Annotated in this window: 2 protein-coding genes; both read right to left on the reverse strand. The window is 69.4% G+C overall.

Annotated elements, in window-relative coordinates; all coding sequences use genetic code 11:
- Positions 1-33: 33 nt before the first annotated feature.
- Positions 34-14,673, reverse strand: a complete 14,640-nt coding sequence (locus tag ACFSXZ_RS36320) for an SDR family NAD(P)-dependent oxidoreductase (RefSeq protein ID WP_378270590.1) — start codon at positions 14,671-14,673, stop codon at positions 34-36.
- Positions 14,670-19,343 carry an SDR family NAD(P)-dependent oxidoreductase gene (locus ACFSXZ_RS36325; RefSeq protein ID WP_449224304.1) on the reverse strand — a complete coding sequence of 1,558 codons (4,674 nt, stop codon included), beginning with the start codon at positions 19,341-19,343 and terminating at the stop codon, positions 14,670-14,672. The genes ACFSXZ_RS36320 and ACFSXZ_RS36325 overlap by 4 nt, the downstream gene beginning before the upstream one ends.
- Between the last annotated feature and the right edge of the window lie 10 nt (positions 19,344-19,353).

Genomic DNA, 19,353 nt, shown 5'->3' on the forward strand with positions numbered 1-19,353 from the left:
TCGATGCGGAAGGAATTTCTCGATCGGCGCGGGTCATTCCATCTCCCGGTCGAGGAAGGCGAGAATATCTTCCGCGGTGGCGTTGTCGCCGAGTTCCGGAGAAGCGGGACTCGCGATACCGTCCAGCGCCCGGTGCACGGAAGACACCAGGGTCTGCAGGCGCGCGCTGAGCTTGAAGCGCTCGAGGTCGTCCGGGCTCAGTCCGGCTACTGTGGACTCCAGCCGGTCGAGCGCGGCAAGCACGGGCTCCACCTCGGAGGCCAGGTCGTCGCCGCCGAGCAAGGACGCGAGGTGACGAACCAGCTTCCCGGCCGAGGGATAGTCGAACAACAGCGTGGCGGGAAGCCGCAGGTCGACCGCGGAAGCAAGACGGTTCCGCAGTTCGACGGCACCGAGGGAGTCCAGTCCGAGTTCGCCGAAACTTGTCCGCGGATCGATGGCATCCGGACCTTCGTAGCCCAGCAGAGCGGCTACCTCACCGCGAACGAGCACGAGCAATGCTTCTTCGAGTTCCGGCCCGGTCAGTTCGGTCACATTCTTCGTCGCGGTCGCGGGAGTCGCGGTGGTGTCGGCGGTGGCGATGGCCCGCGCTTCTGGAAGCGCGGAAAAGAGGGCACTGCGGCGTACCGCGGTGAACTGGGGTACCAGTTGTTCCCACCGGACATTCGCGACGAGCACAGCGTGATCCCTCTCCTCGAGCGCGCGCCGCAGGGCGATGAGCGCGGAGTCCGGCGCCATGGGTTCCATGCCGTGCCACGACGTACTCGTCGCCGACACCGTGCCGGCCATGCCCGCGCCGGCCCAGGGGCCCCATGCGACCGACAGTGCGTGGAGCCCCTGGGCTCGCCTCATCTGCGCAAGCGCGTCGAGGTAGGCGTTGGCCGCGGCATAGTTCGCTTGGCCCGCACCACCGAGCACACCCGACACCGATGAGAACAACACGAAGTGCTCCAGATTGTGGTCACGGGTCAGTTCGTGGAGGTGCCACGCGCCGAGGACCTTAGGCCGCACCACGGCGGCCAGCCGCTCGCCCGTCAACGACTCGATGACGCCGTCGTCCAGCACGCCGGCCAGGTGGAAGACGCCAGTGAGCGGGCGGTCGGCTGGAACGCCGGCGATCAGGCGGGCCAGAGCCTCGCGGTCGCCGAGGTCGGCCGCTGCCACGCTGACGGACACCCCCCTAGCCGCCAGCTCCGCGACGAGCTCACCGGCGCCGGGCGCATCGGCCCCTCGCCGTGAGACCAACAGCAGATTTGTCGTACCATTGCCGGCCAGCCATCGCGCGACGTGGCGCCCGAGCGCTCCGGTGCCGCCCGTCACGAGCACTGTCCCTTGTGGACGCCGGGGCTTCGTAGGCGTCCGGGCACCAGGCATAGGCACGCGGACGAGCCGTCGAGCCAGGACGCCAGGTGCGCGCAGGGCGATCTGATCTTCGTCGCCCGGCCCGGACAGTATCGCGAGTAACTCCCGCACCGCTTGAGGGGTGGGTTGCTCCGGCAGGTCGACCAGGCCGCCCCACCGGTGCGGGTACTCCAGCGCCGCGACCCGGCCGAAACCCCAGAGCTGGCTCTGCCCAGGCTCGATCACGCTGTCGTCGCTCGTCGCCGCCACCGCGCCTCGCGTCATCGTCCACAGTCGTCCATCCACAGTGGACCGCAGCAGCTCCATGGTCGCGGCGAGACCCCGGTGCACGCCGTCGCCGACATCGAGATCCGTACCGGCGAAAGACACGATTCCGGCGAAGCCGTCGCCGGGGAGTTCCTCACCGGTCTCGAACTCGACGACGGACGCGGTGTGCCGCAATGCCTCTCGTATCGCGACCGGCCACGGGGTGCCGGCGATGTCCGGGGGCACGACGAGCGCCCAGGTACCCGTCGGCTGGCCAGGGGGAACCTGGACGGGTTGCCAGTCGACGCGGTAACGCCAACGGTCCGGGAAACCGCTTTCTCCGACGACCGTAGGGGCCTTCGCCCAGTAGCTGTCGTGCTGGAAAGCATACGTCGGCAGGTGAGCGCGCCTGGCCGGTGTGCCCGGGAACAATTCCTCCCACGAAACACGGCCGCCGTTGACATACAGAGCCGCCAGCGCGGACAGCAAGGACAGGGTCTCGTCGGCAGCGCCGCGTAGCGCGGGAACCGCTACCTCCGTGGCGTCCCGCTGTTTCCCCGCGCTCGGTGTGTCACCTACCAGGGCCGAAAGCACGGCCTGCGGCCCCAGTTCCAGAAACCTGGTTGCGCCCGCACGGCGCGTAGTCTCCAGCCCGTCGGCGAATCGGACCGTCTCGCGAATCTGGCGAACCCAGTATTCGGGGTCGTCGACCTCCTCGGCGATCTCTCCGGTAAGCCCAGAGACCACCATGATCCGAGGTGGGTGAAAGGTGACGGAATGGGCAACTCGGCGGAACTCCGCCAGTACCGGTTCCATCAGCGGCGAGTGGAACGCCCCGGAGACCTTGAGACGGGTCACCTCCCGTCCGGCGGCGGCGAAACGGGCGCCCAATTCGGTGACGGCGTCCACGGGACCGGACACCACGATCGAACGCGGTCCGTTGACCGCGGCGATGGACACCCGCCGTGCGCCCCCGGCCGGCGCGTCGATTTCCGCCTGGACCTCGGCTTCCGACGCGGCTACGGCGAACATGGCGCCGCCTGGGGGCAACTGGTCCATCAGGCGGCCACGGGCCGCCACCAGCGCGCACACGTCGTCGAGGCTGAGGACACCGGCGATATGCGCGGCCGCCAGTTCGCCGATGGAATGCCCCAGCAGCATGTCGGGGACGACGCCCCAGGATTCGACCAGCCGGAACAACGCTGTTTCGAGCGCGAGCAGACCCGCCTGGGCGTAGGCGGTCGAATTCAGCAGGTCCGAATGTCCGGCTTCGAAAAGCACATCCTTGAGCGGATATTCCAACTCGGCGGTGAACCGGTCACAAACCTGGTCGAACGCGAGGGCGAACGCCGGGTGGTCCCGGTAAAGATCGCGTCCCATGCCCGGGCGCTGAGCACCCTGCCCGGTGAACAAGAACGCCGTCCTGCCCTCGGTTCGCGCGTCGCCTTCGGCGACGCGCGAGGACCGCTCATCGTGCAGGAAGGCACGCAGCGCTCCGGTCAGTTCCTCCCGGTCCGCACCGAGAAACACCGCGCGATGCGGCAAAGCGGATCGTGTGGTCACCAGCGCGTGGCCGATACTCTCGGCGGAATCCCGCGAGGATCCGGCATGGACAAGCAGCCGTTCGGCCTGCGCCCGCAACGCTTTCCGGCTGTGGCCGGACAGCACCCAGGGCACCGTCGGCAGTGCGGCCCCGGCCGGCGCGCGGACCGGCTGAGACCACGCTGCCGGCGCGTCCTCGACGATCACGTGCGCGTTGATCCCCGTCATGCCGAACGAAGAGACGCCGGCACGACGGAGGTGACCGGCCGCGGGCCAGTGGACGGCTTCGGTGAGGAGCCGCACCCCGCCCGCCTGCCAATCGACATGGGACGACGGTCTCCCGGCGTGCAACGTCCTGGGCAGCCGGCCGTGATCCATCGCCAGCACCATCTTGATCACGCCCGCGACACCGGCGGCCGCCTGCGTGTGCCCGAAGTTCGATTTCACCGAGCCGAGCCACAGCGGCCGGTCACGGACCCTGCCGTGGCCGTAGACCGCTTGCAGGGCCTGCACTTCGATCGGATCACCGAGGGTGGTGCCGGTGCCGTGCCCCTCCACCGCGTCCACATCGGACGGATCGAGTCCTGCCGCGGCAAGGGCCTGACGGATCACCCGTTGTTGCGAGGGACCGTTGGGTGCGGTGAAGCCGTTCGACGCTCCGTCCGAATTGACCGCCGACCCGCTGATCACGGCCAGTACGTCGTGGCCGCGACCGCGCGCGACGGACAGCCGCTCCAGTACCAGAATTCCCACGCCCTCCGCCCAGCCGGCGCCATTGGCGGAATCCGCGTAGGAGTGGCAACGACCGTCCGCGGACAGCACCCCCATCCGCTGGAACGCCGTGATGCTGTCCGGAGTGGACAAGACGGTGACCCCGCCCGCGAGCGCGAGTTCGGACTCTCCCGTCCGCAACGATTGAGCCGCGACGTGCAACGCGACGAGCGAAGACGAGCAGGCGGTGTCGATCGTCATCGTCGGGCCCTGCAAACCCAGTTGATACGCGACCCGGCCGGGTATCGCGCTGCCCGCGGTGGTGGTCCCGGGATAGTCGTGATACATGACCCCGGTGAATACGCCGGTCCGGCTTCCCCGGAGCGACAGCGGGGCGATTCCGGCTCGCTCCAACGCCTCCCACGCCACTTCGAGCAGCAGACGCTGCTGTGGATCGGTGGCCACGGCCTCGGCGGGACTGACCCCGAAAAGACCGGCGTCGAACGCGGAGGCACCTTCGAGAAACCCGCCCTCCCGGAGTTCACCGAGCGCGTCCGTGGTCCAGCCACGATCCTCCGGAAGCGGTCCCACGACATCGCGGCCCTCCGCGAGCAGTTCCCACAGCGTCTCGGGAGAGTCGACACCGCCGGGAAACCGGCAGCTCATGCCGATGATGGCGATCGGCTCGTCCGTGGCCGCCGCGGACGAGGTGACGTGCTCCACCGTCGAGGTCGTCGGCGCTGTGACGCCGAGTGCCCGTTTGAGATGGTCCGCGACGGCGGCCACCGTGGGATGGTCGAACACCAAGGTGGCGGGCAGGGCCAGCCCGGTCTCTCCGGACAACGCGTTGCGCAGTTCGACCGACGCGAGGGAATCGAAACCGAACTCGCTGAGCGCCCGGTCCGGATCGACAGCGGAAATGCCGCGGTGGCCGAGTACCGCAGCGACCTGACCACGGACCAGGTCGACGAGCAACCGGTCCTGCTCGGCCTCGGCCAGCGGGGCGAGCCGGTCCGGCAACGGAAGGCCGGACGCCACGGCGACCGCCCGCCGCGCCGGGGAACCGGCGAGTGGCCGCAGCACCTGGGGAAGTTCGTCCTTCCTGGCACGCAAGGCGGACGGGTCGATCCGCATCGCCACCACGTTTCCCAGGCCGCCACCGACGACCTCGTCCAGCAGGCCGAGCGCTTCGCCGGTGGCCAAGGGCGGCATTCCCAGCCTGCGCATCCGCTGCACGCGGCTCGCGTCGATGGGCACACCGTCGACCCGGGTGGCCTCCCAAAGGCCCCAGGCCACCGCGGACGCCGGGAAACCTGCCGCACGGCGGGTCCTGGCAAGACCGTCGAGACAGGCGTTCGCCGCCGCATAGGCTCCTTGACCGGCTCCGGCCACGAGCCCCGCGGAGGAGGAAAACAGCACGAACGCGGACAGATCGAGCCCACGCGTGAGTTCGTCCAAGTTTTCCGCGCCGCGCACCTTGGCCGCGAAAGTGGTCTCGATCTGCTCCACGGTCAGGTCCGTGATCACCGAGTTGCCGACAGCGCCGGCCGCGTGCACGACGACCGAAAGTGCGTCTTCGCCGCGCAGAAGCGCGGCCAGGGCGCCGCGGTCGGATACGTCGCATTCGGCGAAACGGATGGTCACGCCGGGGGAAGCAAGTTCGTCACGAAGTGCTTCCGCGCCCGGGGCGGCGAGTCCCCGGCGGCTCACCAGCAACAGGTCGGTGACCCCGTGGACGGTGACGAGATGGCGTGCGACCAGCGCTCCGAGACCCGAGGTACCTCCGGTGACCAGTACCGTGCCGACGGTCGGCCAGACCGGCCGGGCATCCTCCGGCTCCGGGTCGGCGACGGCGGACAAGCGCGGGCGCACGAGCGTTTCGTCCCGTGCGGCGAGTTCGGTCTCGCCCGCTTCCACCGCGGCCGCGATCGCCGGGCTGCTCTCTCCGTCGAACAGCACGATCCTGCCGGGGTGTTCTGCCTGCGCGGCGCGGACCAGCCCCCACACCGCGGCCGCCCCGGGGCTGGGCGGGTCCTCGGATTCGACGACCGCGACGGCCCCACGGGTCGCGACAATCAGGCGTGAGGGCGCGAACCGCGGCTCGGTCAACCAGGTCCGGATTACCGACAGGGTTGCCGAGACCATGCGTTCCGGCCGTTCGTGCGCCGGAACACGCCACGCCACGAGCGGGGGCACCGGCCTTTCGTCCCGGAAGAACCACTCGGAGTCGGCCCACACCGGCGTAACGTCATGGTCCTGCCCGGCGGGGACGGGGTCCCACACCACCTGCCACAGCGGGATCCGGCGAGGGGGCGCGGCCGAGGCGAGCCTGTCTTCGGTGACCGGGCGCCCCACGAGCGACTCGACGGTGGCCAGCGGAGCGCCGAGGGCGTCCGCGAGATCGACCCGGACGGTGTCACGGACGGCGCGAATCCGGACCCTCGCCATGGCGGCTCCGTTCGCGTGCATCCGCACTCCCGACCACGCGAACGGGAGCACCGCGCGGTCGTCGTCCTCCACGACCATCCGGAGATGCAGTGCCGCGTCCAGCAAGGCCGGATGGACGGCGTACCCGCCGGGCGGCACCGGCAACTTCACCTCGGCGAAAAGGTCGTCACCAAGCCGCCACGCGGCATTCAGCCCCCGGAATGCCGGGCCGTAGCGGTATCCCCGGGCGGCGAGGTGATCGTAGGCGCCGGTGACATCGACGGGGCCGGCCCCGGCAGGAGGCCAAAGCCGCAGGTCGGCAGGGGTGATCGAATTCTCTGACGCGACCACACCGCGGGCATGGCAACTCCACTGGCCCTCGCCGTCGTCATCAGGCCGCGAGTGGATGGACAACGGCCTGCCACCGGTCCGGTCCGGCGCACCGATTTCGATCCGGAGATCCACTCGCCGGTCCACGGGCACGATCAGCGGCGCCTCCAGGACCAATTCGAGCAGCGCCGGGCTGCCCACCTCCTCCCCCGCGCGGCAGGCCAGTTCGACCAGGCCGGTGCCGGGCAGCAGGACGGTGCCCAGCACCGCGTGATCGGCCAGCCACGCGTGCTCGTCAAGGGACAGGTGCCCGGTCAGCACGTGGCCGCCCGTGGCAGGCAGAGCGACCGAGCCGTCCAGTATCGGATGCGTCAGGCCCGATGGTGGCTCCGCCGGTGGCCGGGCGGTCGCCAGCCAAAAGGACTCGCGCTGGAACGGATACGTGGGTATCGACACGGTGCGGCGACCGGGAAACAGTCGGGCCCAGTCGACGGGCACGCCTCGCACGTAAGCTCTGGCGAGGGCGGTCTGGACCGCCTGGGTTTCGCTGTGGCCACGCCGTAGCGTCGGGATGAACTCCGCCCCCGGCACGATATCCGTGCCCAGCGCGGAGAGTACGGCGTCGGGTCCCAACTCGACGAATGCCGTGACCCCGGACGCGGTCAGAGTCCGGACGGCGTCCTCGAACCGCACGGTGTCGCGCACCTGGCGTACCCAGTACTCCGGATCCGTGACCTCGCCGGTGACGTAGCCGCCGGTCACCGTGGACACCATCGGAATCCGGGGCGGATGGTAGGTGATCCGCCCGGCCACCGCGCGGAAATCGGCGAGCATGGGATCCATCAGCGGTGAGTGGAACGCGCGGCTCACCCGGAGCCGTTTCGTACCGCCGAACCGCTCGCCGAGAGCGAGTACGGCGGTCTCCTCGCCCGAAACGACCACGGAGGCAGGTCCGTTGACGGCCGCGATACTGACCGCACCCGCGTATTCCTCGAGGTAAGCGCGTACCGCGGTTTCTGTCGCGCGCAGGGACATCATGGCACCGGCCGACGGCAACGCACCCATCAGCCGGCCGCGAGCGGTGACCAGTTTCACCGCGTCCGCGGCGTCGAACACACCGGCCACATGTGCCGCGGCGATCTCGCCGATGGAGTGCCCCGCCACGTGGCCGGGCACCAGGCCCCAGGATTCCAGCAACCGGAAGAGGGCCACCTCGACCGCGAAGATCGCCTGCTGAGCGAATTCCGTACGGTCCAGTGTCACGTTCTCCGCGGAGAAGACGATTTCCCGTAAAGCGGGTTCGGTCACTTCGTCGAACGCTTCGGTGTAAACGGGGAACGCCTCATACAGTTCGCGTCCCATCCCGGCCCGCTGCGCGCCTTGGCCGGTGAACAAGAAGGCGGCTGTTTCAGAGCCGGATGCCGCGGCGCCGTCGGCGAGGACGGTGCCGTCCGGGAGCGCGACGGCACGATGCCGGAAGTGATCCCTGCCGGTGGCAAGAGAAAAGCCGATATCCGCCGAGGGCAGGTCCCGCGTCCGCGCGTACGCCATCAATTGTTCGCGTCGCGCGCTCAACGCGGTTTCGTTCTTGGCCGAAAGCACCCAGGGCACGAAGGAATGCCCGGTTTCCGGGGCGGCTGCTCCGGAACGGGCCGGGCTGTCGCCGGGGAAGTCTTCCAGCACCACGTGGGCATTGGTGCCGCTGATGCCGAACGAGGAGACTCCCGCCCGGCGCGGGCGGTCCGAGTTCGGCCACGGTCGTGCCTCGGTGGCGAGTTCGACAGCACCCTCGCTCCAGTCGACATGAGGAGACGGTTCTTCCGCGTGGAGCGTGCGCGGCACGACGCCGTGCCGCATCGCGAGGACCATCTTGATCACTCCGGCCACGCCGGCCGCGGCCTGGGTGTGACCGAGATTCGACTTCACCGAGCCCAGCAGCAGAGGCGTTTGGCGGTCTCGCCCGTAGGTGGCCAGTAGTGCCTGCGCCTCGATCGGGTCGCCCAGCGTGGTGCCGGTGCCGTGTCCGTCCACAACGTCCACGTCGACGGGGCGCAATCCCGAGACGGCGAGTGCCCGCTGGATGACTCGCTGCTGCGCCGGACCGTTGGGTGCGGTGATGCCGTTCGACGCTCCATCGGAGTTCACCGCCGATCCCCGGATCACCGCGGCCACCGGGTGCCCGTTGCGCCTGGCGTCGGAAAGTCTTTCCAGGACAAGCACTCCGGCGCCCTCGGCCCATCCGACCCCGTCCGCCGCCGCGCCGAACGACCGGCACCGTCCGTCGCTGGACAGCGCCCGCTGGCGCGCGAACTCGGCGAACGGCTCCGGAGTCGCCAGGACGGTGACTCCGCCGGCCAGCGCGAGCGAGCAGTCACCCGAACGGAGCGCCTGCGCCGCTTGGTGCAGCGCGACCAGGGAGGACGAACACGCGGTGTCCACCGTGATCGCCGGCCCTTCCAGGCCAAGGGTGTAGGCGACTCGCCCCGAAACCATGCTGCCGGAACTCGCCCGGCCCGTGCCGGCAGCGCTGGGCCAGATGCCGTAGTCGTGATACATCACGCCCGCGAACACGCCGGTTTGGCTGCCCCGCAGAGATGCCGGGGCGATCCCGGCCCGCTCCACCGCTTCCCAGGCCAGTTCCAGCATGATGCGTTCCTGCGGGTCCATCGTGATCGCGTCCCGGGGCGAAACGCCGAAAAAGTCGGCGTCGAACTCGGCGGCGTCAAGGAGGAATCCGCCGGCCGGCGTGAACGAGCCATCGCCGAAGTCCCAGCCGCGGTCGCCGGGGAAGCCCGAAATCGCGTCCACGCCGTCGGACACGAGGCGCCAAAGGTCGTCGGGCGTGCGCACGCCGCCGGGATACCGGCACGCCATACCGACGATGACGATCGGATCTTCGCCCGTCACGGCCAGGCCCGGTGTAGTTCCGTCGGTCGCGGCGTCGACCACGGGCTGGGCGGCCAGCCGGGACATGATCGTCGCGGCAAGGTCGCGAACAGTCGGGTGATCGAACACCACGGTGGCGGGAAGCGTGAGGCCGGTCGCCTCGGTCAGCCGGTTCCGCAGTTCGACCGCGCCCAGCGAATCGAAACCCATGTCACGGAAGGCTTGGTCGACCTCGATCTCACGGGAGTCGGTCAGCCCGAGCACAAGCCTGGTATGACCGGCGACGAGGTCGATCAGATAACGCTCGCGCTCCGCGTCCGGCAGTCGCGTCAGGCGCGCCGGACGTCCGCTCGCCCGCCGGTGCGCAACGGGCACGAGTTCCTGGAGCACCCTGGGAAGGTCATCACGATTCCTCAGCGCGCGAAGGTCGAACGGCACGGCGAGGACAGCCGGTTCGGCCACCGTCAGGGCGGCGTCGAACACCGCCAGCACCCGTGACGTGCTCAGCGGTGCGAAGCCGTGACGCGCCATCCGCCTCCGGTCGGCCACGGTGAGATGTCCGGTCAGTGCGGTCGCGTGGTCCCACAGCCCCCAAGCGATCGCCACCGCGGGCAGACCGGCGTCCTGCCGGTAGCGGGCGACCGAGTCGAGAAAGGCGTTGCCCGCGGCATACGCGCCCTGTCCCGCGGTGCCGACGATTCCTGCCGCCGACGAGAACAGCACGAAAGCCTTCAACCGCGCCTCGCGCGTCAGCTCATGGAGATGCCATGCCCCGTCGGTCTTCGGACGCACCACGGCCGAGACCCGCTCCGGCGTCAGCGCGGAGACAACGCCGTCGTCGAGAACACCGGCGGCATGGACGATTCCGGTGAGCGGATGTGTGGCCGGAATACCGCGAACGAGTTCGGAAAGCGCGTCGCGGTCGGTCACGTCACACGCGGCCACGGTGACGTCGGCACCGAGTGCGGTGAGCTCTGCGACCAGTTCCGAGGCCCCTTGCGCCTCACTGCCCCGCCGGCTGACCAGCAGCATGCGCCGGACGCCGTGCGCCCTCGCGAGGTGGCGGGCAACGAGGGCGCCCAGACCGCCGGTGCCGCCGGTCACCAGCCAGGTGCCATCCTCGCCGGTGACCGGGTCGTCGCCGGTTCCGGCGATGTCGGCACGCCGGACGAGACGACCGGCATAGGCTCGCTCCGCCCGGAACAGAATCTGGGGTTCGCCCGTGCTCACCGCAATGGCGACCTGTTCGGCCGGATCGTCCTGGGCCCCCGTTCCGGGGTCGAGGTCGACGAGGACGAATCGCCCCGGCTCCTCGTTCTGCGCGGAGCGCACCAGACCCCACACGGCGGCGCCGCCGGGATCGGTGAGCGGCCCGGGTCCGCTCACCGCGCCACGGGTCACGAACACCAGCCGTGACCTGGCGAACCGCTCGTCCCGCATGAGTTCCAGCACACGGGCCACCCGGCTGTGCACCGACGCGAGGATCTCTTCGCCACCGGACAACTCGACCGCGACGACGTCCGGAGCCGGCCCGCTCCCGTCGAACTGATCGAGCATGGTCACCGAGGGCCGGGCGTCACCGGCGAGCGGAGCGGCGGGTTTCCAGTCGAGCGTGTGCAGGACCTCGCCCAGATCATCCCGCGCGGCGAGATCCGCTTCTCTGAGGACAACTTCGTCCACGGTGACGACCGGCGACCCCGCCGTATCCGTTATGGCGAGAGAGAACGACAGTGGCGATCGAGGCCGCACCCTGACGCGGAATGCCGAAACGCCGGACGCGTGAACACTGACGCCTCGCCACGAGAACGGCAACGCGGTCACCGTCGGATGCTCGGGATCGGCCAGCGCGAAGGCATGCAAAGCCGAATCGAGCAGCGCGGGGTGAACTTCGAACTGCCCGGGCCGAGCCGCGTCGGCATCGTCGAAACCCGTCTCCGCGTAGACGTCCCCGTCCAGTCGCCATGCCGCGCGCAAACCGCGGAAAGCCGGTCCATAGGCGAATCCCGCGGCGGCAAGGGACTCGTAACAGCCGTCCGGATCCACCGGCTCCGCGCCCCTGGGCGGCCACTCGACCAGGTCGAACTCCCCCAGTGGCGGGGCGGGCCGGAGCGTGCCCGAGGCGTTCCGCACCCACTGTCGCGCGCTTTGTCCGCGCGAATGGACCGTGACACCGCGGCATTCCACCTCGTCCGCGGGTTCGACGCGCACCCGCAACTCAACGGGCTCGTCCAACGCCAGCGGGCGCTCCAACGTCAGTTCGCCGATGGCGAGCCGCATCGCCCTACCGGCGGTCTCGGCCGCGACATGGCTGACCAAATCCACGAAGGCGGTTCCCGGCAGCAACGCCCGGCCCCGCACCACATGGTCGGCCAGCCACGGAAAATCCCGGAGCGACACGCTCCCGGTGACGACGGTTCCCTGCTCGTCCGGTAGCTCGATGCCGGCTCCGAGAAAAGGATGCGTGCCCCCTCCCGCGCCGCGGCCCGGGCCGGTGGGCCTGACCGTCGCAGGCCAAAACCGTCTGCGTTGGAAGGAGTAGGTAGGCAGCGCGCTCGGCGTGACGTCGCCGAACAACGACCGCCAGCGCACCGTGACACCGTGAACGTGCAGACGTGCCAGCGCGGTGAGAATGGCCGACAGCTCGTCCGGGCCACGGTGGGCGAGAGCGATACATGCCGGAGCGCCGGAGGCCGATCCGAGCAGTGCCGCCAGCGCCGCGCTTGGACCTACCTCGACCATGTGCGTGGTTCCGGCCTCAGCCAGCGACCCCACGGCATCCCAGAACCTGACCGTGCGCCGGGCGTGGTTCACCCAATATTCCGGGGAACAGATCTCCTTCGGGCCGACGAGCCTGCCGGTCACGGTCGACACCATGGGCAGCCGCGGTTCCGCCAGCCGAAGCCGGCGAACCACGTCGCGAAATTCGTCGAGTATCGGGTCCATCAACCGGGAGTGGAAGGCGTGGCTCACCGGCAGCCGCCGCGCCCCCTCGAACGCGCCCGCCGCCCGGTCCACCGCATCGGCCAGGCCGGCCAGCACGACTGAGGACGGTCCGTTGATCGCGGCGAGAGCGACGTCGTCGCCGAGCTTGGGCGAGACTTCCGCTTCACTCGCCCGTACCGACACCATCGCGCCGCCCTCGGGCAGGCGCTGCATCAGCTTTCCGCGGGCATCGACCAGAACGCACGCGTCCGCCAGGGAAAGAACACCCGCGATATGGGCGGCCGCGATCTCCCCGATGGAGTGCCCCGCGACGAATTCCGGGCGGACGCCCCACGAGTCCAGCAATTTCGCCAACGCCACCTCGATGGCGAACAAGGCGGGTTGCGCGTGTTCGGTGCGGTTGAGCGCGTCCTCGTCCTGGCCCCACATGACGCGTCGCAACGCGCCGTCGAAGTGGCCGAGCACGTCGTCCAATGCCTCGGCAAAGGCGGGAAACCGCGCGTAAAGCATCCTTCCCATACCCAGTCGTTGCGCGCCCTGGCCGGAAAAGCAGAACGCGACCACGGGATCGGCAATCGCACGCCCGGACGTGACACCGACGTGCTCCATCCCTTCGGAAAGCGCTTTCAGACCCGTGACGAGACTGTCTCGATCCGCGGCGAGCACAACCGCACGGTGCTCGAACGCGGTTCTGGTCGTGGCCGACGCGAGTCCGGCCTCGGCGAGCGCGGGCGCGGTCGACTCCACGAAGGAAGCCAGCGCGAGCGCCTGCTCCTTCAGGGCTCGCGGATGGCGGGCCGAGACCAGCACCGGTAGCGGGCCGTCGGGCGCTTTATCGTGACCAACCGCGGGTTCCGGCGCGGCCTGTTCGAGAACGACGTGCGCATTGGTGCCCGTAGCACCGAAAGCGGAGACCCCTGCCCTCCGTGCCCGGCCGGTGTCAGGCCAGGGCATCTGCCGGGTCAGCAGCGACACTTTGCCCGCCGGCCACCGAACCCGCGACGAGGGCCGGTCGGCGTGCAGGGTGCGAGGCAAGATCCCCGCGTTGAGCGCCATGATCGTCTTGATCACGCCGGCGGCTCCGGCGGCGGCCTGCGTGTGTCCGATGTTCGACTTCAACGAACCGAAAGACAACGGCCGTTCGCGATCCCGTCCGTAGACGGCCAGGAGTGACTCGGCCTCGATCGGATCGCCGAGTCGCGTACCGGTGCCGTGAGCCTCCACCGCGTCGACGTCCGAGGGGGTCAAGCCCGCGTCGGCGAGAGCGGCCTCGATGACCTGTTGCTGGGCCTGCCCGTTCGGGGCCGTGAAACCGTTCGACGCGCCGTCGGAGTTGACCGCGCTCCCGCGTAAAAGAGCGAGTATCCGATGGCCGTGACGGCGAGCGTCGGAGACGCGCTCGAGGAGAACGACACCCGCGCCTTCCGACCAGCTGGTGCCGTCAGCGGCGTCGGAAAACGACTTCGAACGCCCGTCCGGGGCAAGGCCACCTTGCTTCGCGAACTCCTCGAACACAGCCGGTGTGCTCATGACCGTGGCACCGCCGGCCAGGGCCAGCTCGCACTCTCCGGCCCGCAACGCCCGTGCGGCCAGGTGCGTCGCCACCAGCGAAGCCGAGCACGCCGTATCGATGGTGACGGACGGCCCCTGCAGGCCGAAGGCGTAGGACAGCCTGCCGGATACCGAGGCGGCGGCGATGTTGACGCCGAGCCCCAGCTTGGGCTCGTGCAGGAGCAGGTCTCGGTAGTCCTGCCCGTTGGTGCCCACGAACACACCGACCTGGCGTCCGCGCAAGGACGCCGGGACAATGCCACACCGTTCGAAAGACTCCCAGGCGATCTCGAGCAGGATCCGCTGCTGCGGATCCATCGCCAGTGCTTCCTGCGGGGATATCCCGAAGAACTCCGGATCGAAATCCCCGACGCGGTCGAGGAATCCCCCGTGCACGGGGACTTCCGCGCCCGCCGGGCCTCGTCCCGCCGCGGCGAGAGCATCGATGTCCCAGCCGCGGTCGAGCGGAAAGGGGCTGATCGCGTCGATTTCGTCGACGACCAGCCGCCAGAGGTCGTCCGGAGAATCGACGTGTCCGGGAAACCGGCATGCCATGGCGACGACGGCGATCGGCTCGTTCTCGCGGTCCTCGAGTTCGCCGATCCGGCGCCGCGCGCGGTGCAGTTCGCCGGTCGTGCGCTTGAGATAATCGAGCAGCTTCTCCTGCGTGGTCACCGGATCTCCCTGTCGATGAAGTCGAAGACTTCCTCGGCGCCGGCGGAATCCAGCAGGTTTTCGATGGCATCATCGGCGCCCACCAGCCTCCTGGCGGAACTGAGCAGTGCTTCCAGTCGCGCCACCACGCCGGCGCGGTCGGCCTCCTCCGGAGTGAGGCCCGACATGGTCTTTTCGATCCGGTCGAGTTCGGCGAGCACGCCGTCCTCGCCGTCGGCAAGCTTTCCGGCCAGCCAGCCGGCCAGCTCACGCGGTGTCGGGTGGTCGAAAACCAGCGACGTGGGCAATCCGAGCCCCAGTTCGGCATCGAGACGATTACGTAACTGGACGGCGGCCAGCGAATCGAATCCGGTCTCCCGGAACGCCCGATCGGGATCGATCTGGTCAGCGCCAAGGTAACCGGCGACCGCGGCGACATGCTCCGACACCAGCTTCAGGAGGACACGGTGACGCGCCACCGGGGTCAACTGTGCGTACGTGTCTTCCCTCACCGGCTGGGCCGGCGCGTCCGGCACGGCCGCGGGGATCTCTGCCAGCAAAGGAAAAGGCCGCGCACCGGGGAAAGCCCGGGTCCGCTTCTTCCAGTCGACATCGGCTACGACCAAGGTCGTCTCCCCTCGGTCCAGAGCCCGGTGCAGCGCGGCGGTGGCCTGTGCGGGGTCCAACGGCACAAGTCCCGCGAACTCGGTGCCGGCGGCCATTCCCTCTCCCGCCCAAGCTCCCCAGGCCACCGATGTCGCCGGCAGCCCGCGCGCGCGGCGGTGTTCCGCCAAGCCGTCCAGGAATGCGTTGGCCGCCGCGTAGGACGCCTGGCCCGGGTTGCCTGCGACGCCGGCGAAAGAGGAGAACAACACGAACGCCGCCAGGTCGCGGTCCGCGGTCAGCGTGTGCAGGTGCCAGGCAGCCAGCGCCTTCGGCGCCCACACCGCCTGCGCGCGTGCGGGAGTCACAGATCCGATCACTCCGTCGTCGAGCACACCCGCCGCGTGGATGACAGCCGTCAATGGTTGTTCTTCGGGTATCGCGTCCAGCACCGCCGACAGGGCGTTCCGGTCGCTTACGTCAGCCGCCACGACAGTGACCTTGCTGCCAAGTTCTTCCAACTCCAGGACCAGTTTTCGCACGCCGGGGGCCGCCCGGCCCCGACGGCTGACAAGCAACAGATGCGGTGCGCCGTGTTCGGCAAGCCAGCGCGCCGTGAACGCGCCGAGCGCTCCCGTTCCCCCGGTGACCAAAACCGTTCCCGATGGCCGCCACGCCGGGCGGCGGGTGCTGTTGCCGTCCACGGCGGGCACAAGCCTCCGGCAATACACGCCAGAGCGCCGGATCGCCACCTGGTCCTCGTCCGTGGCTTCCGCCAGTACGCCGAGCAACTGCTCGATCTCCCGCTCACCAGGCCGCTCCGGAAGATCGACGATGCCGCCCCAGTTCCGGGGTGTCTCCAGCGCGGCGACGCCGGCGAGTCCCCACAGTCCGTTCGGTACCGGCAAATCACCAGGTGCGGCCAGAACGGCGTTCCGCGTAACGCAATAAACGCGCGTAGGGGTACCGGCCGCCTCGACCGCCCGCAGCAGGGTCAATGTGCTGTCCAGTCCACCATGGACGGATCCGGTCGCGGCCGGCAGAGACACGATGCCGGCGACGCGCCCGGGTCCGTGCACGAGGTGATCGTTCACCTCGCCGGCTTGCGACGGGCTGAGCGCGGTGACCTGAGCGCCCGCGGCGGTCATCGCGGCGAGCAGCATCCTCGCCCAGGAACTGTCCTCCGTGGACTCGGGCAGCATCACCAGCCATCGGCCGGCCGGCTGGCGTGACGCGATGGTTGCCGGTCGCCAGGCCACGCGGAATTCACCCGCGTTCGGAGGCGAGCCGCTCGGTCCGGCAGCTTGGTCAAGCCAATAGCGCTTTCGCTGAAAGGCGTAGGTCGGCAGTTCGAGGCGGCTCGTTTCGGCGGGTTCGGGAAACGCGGGGGCCCAGTTGACCGGGTAGCCACGCTTCCAGAGCTCTCCCACTGCCTTCAGCAGGCTGCCGGTCTCGTCCCTCCCGTCGCGCATGGCCGGGAGCACCGCTACCTCGTCGCCGGGGTGAAGGCACTGTTCCGTCATCGCGGAGAGCGCGCCGGACGGGCCGATTTCCAGCACCACCGACGCCCGTGTCCGTTGTGCCACAACACGAATCGCATCGGCGAAACGGACGGGAGAACGCACCTGATCGACCCAGTACCCGGGTTCGAGCCACTCCTCGCCGGCCGGTTGTCCGGTCACCGTGGACACCACGGGGATCGACGGCGCGATGAACGACAATTTCTCGACCACCTGGCGGAAGTCGTCCAGCATCGGCTCCATGAGCGATGAGTGAAAGGCGTGGCTGACCCGTAGGTCGCGGACTCGTCGTCCCCGGTCACGAAAGACCGATACGATCTCCTCGACGGCCGTCCGTTCACCGGACACCACCACCGCGCCCGGGCCGTTCACCGCGGCGATATCGACCGCCGGAGTGCCGGCGACCTGGGCTCGGATCTCCCCCTCATCGGCTTCGATCGCCACCATCACACCCGGCGGCAAGGCCTGCATCAGGCGAGCGCGCGCCGTCACCAGGCGGCCGGCCTCGTGCAGCGACAGCACACCACTGACATGTGCGGCGCTCACCTCGCCCACCGAATGGCCCACCAGCACATCCGGCCGGACACCGAACGATTCCAGAAGCCGGAACAGCGCGACCTCCAAACCGAACAGGGCCGGCTGGGCGAACTCAGTACGATCCAGAAGCGCACCCAACGCGGAATCCCGTTCCGCGAAGACCACCTCGCTCAAGGGATGGCCCAGTTCGCCGTCCACGGCCGCGCAGACCGTGTCCCAGGCGTCGGCGAACACCGGGAAGTCCAGGTACAGCGCATGTCCCATCCCGATCCGCTGGCTCCCCTGGCCGGCGAAGACGAAGGCGATATCCCCCTTGTGCCGAGCGTGGAAACCGGAGGCCGGCGTGTCTTCGGTACGTTCGGCCAAGGCGGTCAGCGCGGCCAACAGGTCATCCTTGCTTTCACCGACAAGGACGGCGCGGTGTTCCAGGGCCGCACGGTGGAACGCCAGCGTGCGGCCGACCACGCGGGTATCGGCGTCGGGCGCCGTCGCGAGATGGGCGGCCAGCCGGGCGGCCTGCGCCCGCAGCGCGGTGGCCGACTTCGCCGACACGAGCCACGGCACCGCCCTGGGCGGCCGCACGGTGTCCACACTGGACATGGCACCGGGACCGCCGGGTTCCGGTGGCGCCATTCGACGACGATCCGAAACGGATGGGCCCTCTTCGAGTATCACGTGGGCGTTCGTGCCGCCGATCCCGAACGACGACACGCCGGCCCTTCGGGGAAGTTCGGCCGGGGGCCACGCGACGTCGTGTGTCAGCGGCCTCACCGCGCCCGAGGACCAGTCCACCTGCCGCGACGGCTCGTCCACGTGCAGCGTTTCGGGCAACACGCCGTGACGCATCGCCATCACCATCTTGATGATCCCGGCAACTCCGGCGGCGGCCTGGGAATGACCGATGTTCGACTTCACCGAGCCGAGCCAGAGAGGTTTCTCCCGCGGCCGGTCCTGGCCATAGGTCGCCAGCAAGGCTTCGGCCTCGATCGGGTCTCCCAGCCGTGTCCCGGTCCCGTGGGCCTCCACCGCGTCCACGTCCGGCCCCGAGAGGCCGGCGCGCCCGAGCGCGGCACGGATTACTTCCTGTTGCGCCGCGCTGCTCGGTGCGGTGAGGCCGTTGGACGCGCCGTCCTGATTGATGGCGCTGCCCCGGATCACTGCCAGCACGTCGTGACCGAGACTGAGCGCGTCACCCAGTTTTTCGACGACCAGGATTCCCACACCCTCGGCGAGACCCGTCCCGTTCGCGGTGTCCGCGAACGCCTTGCACCGGCCGTCCGGAGCCAGACCGCTCTGACGTGCGAACTCGGCGAACACCTCGAGTCCCGTCATGACCTGGACGCCACCGGCCAAGGCCAGCCGCGAGTCCCCCGACCGAAGCGACTGGGCCGCGAGATGGAGCGCGACCAAAGAGGCCGAACAGCCCGTGTCCACCGTGATCGCCGGCCCCCGAAGGCCAAGTGTGTAGGAAACCCGGCCGGAGATCACCGAGGATACGTTGCCCGTCAGCAGGTACCCCGCGACATCTTGCTGGGCCGCCGATCCGGCGGTATACGTGCCCGGGGTCGAACTGGCCCCGATGAAGACGCCCGTAGGCGTCCCCCGAAGACGTGCCGGGTCGATTCCAGCGTGTTCCAGCGCTTCCCAGGACGTCTCGAGCACCAGTCGCTGTTCCGGGTGCATCGCAAGCGCTTCACGCGGCGTGATGCCGAAGAACTCGGCATCGAATTCGCCGGCGTCGGAGAGGAAGGATCCCCAGCGGCCGTCGGACCCGCCCTCTCCGACGCCCTCGACCTCTGCCGGGTCCCATCCCCTGTCCTCCGGAAACCGGGACACCGCATTCCCGCCGGTGGCGACGAGTTCCCACAACCCCTCGGGCGAGTTCGCCCCACCCGGATAGCGGCAGGCCATACCGATGATCGCGATGGGCTCGGGCAGGCCGGCCTCCAGTTCGCTCAGCCGCTGCCTCGCCGTCGCGAGTTCGCTGGACGCCTGCCGCAGGTAGCTTCTCAGCTTGTCCTCATTGGACAATATTCGTCCC

The organism is Amycolatopsis pigmentata (assembly GCF_042684065.1).
Classification (GTDB): Bacteria; Actinomycetota; Actinomycetes; order Mycobacteriales; family Pseudonocardiaceae; genus Amycolatopsis_E; species Amycolatopsis_E pigmentata.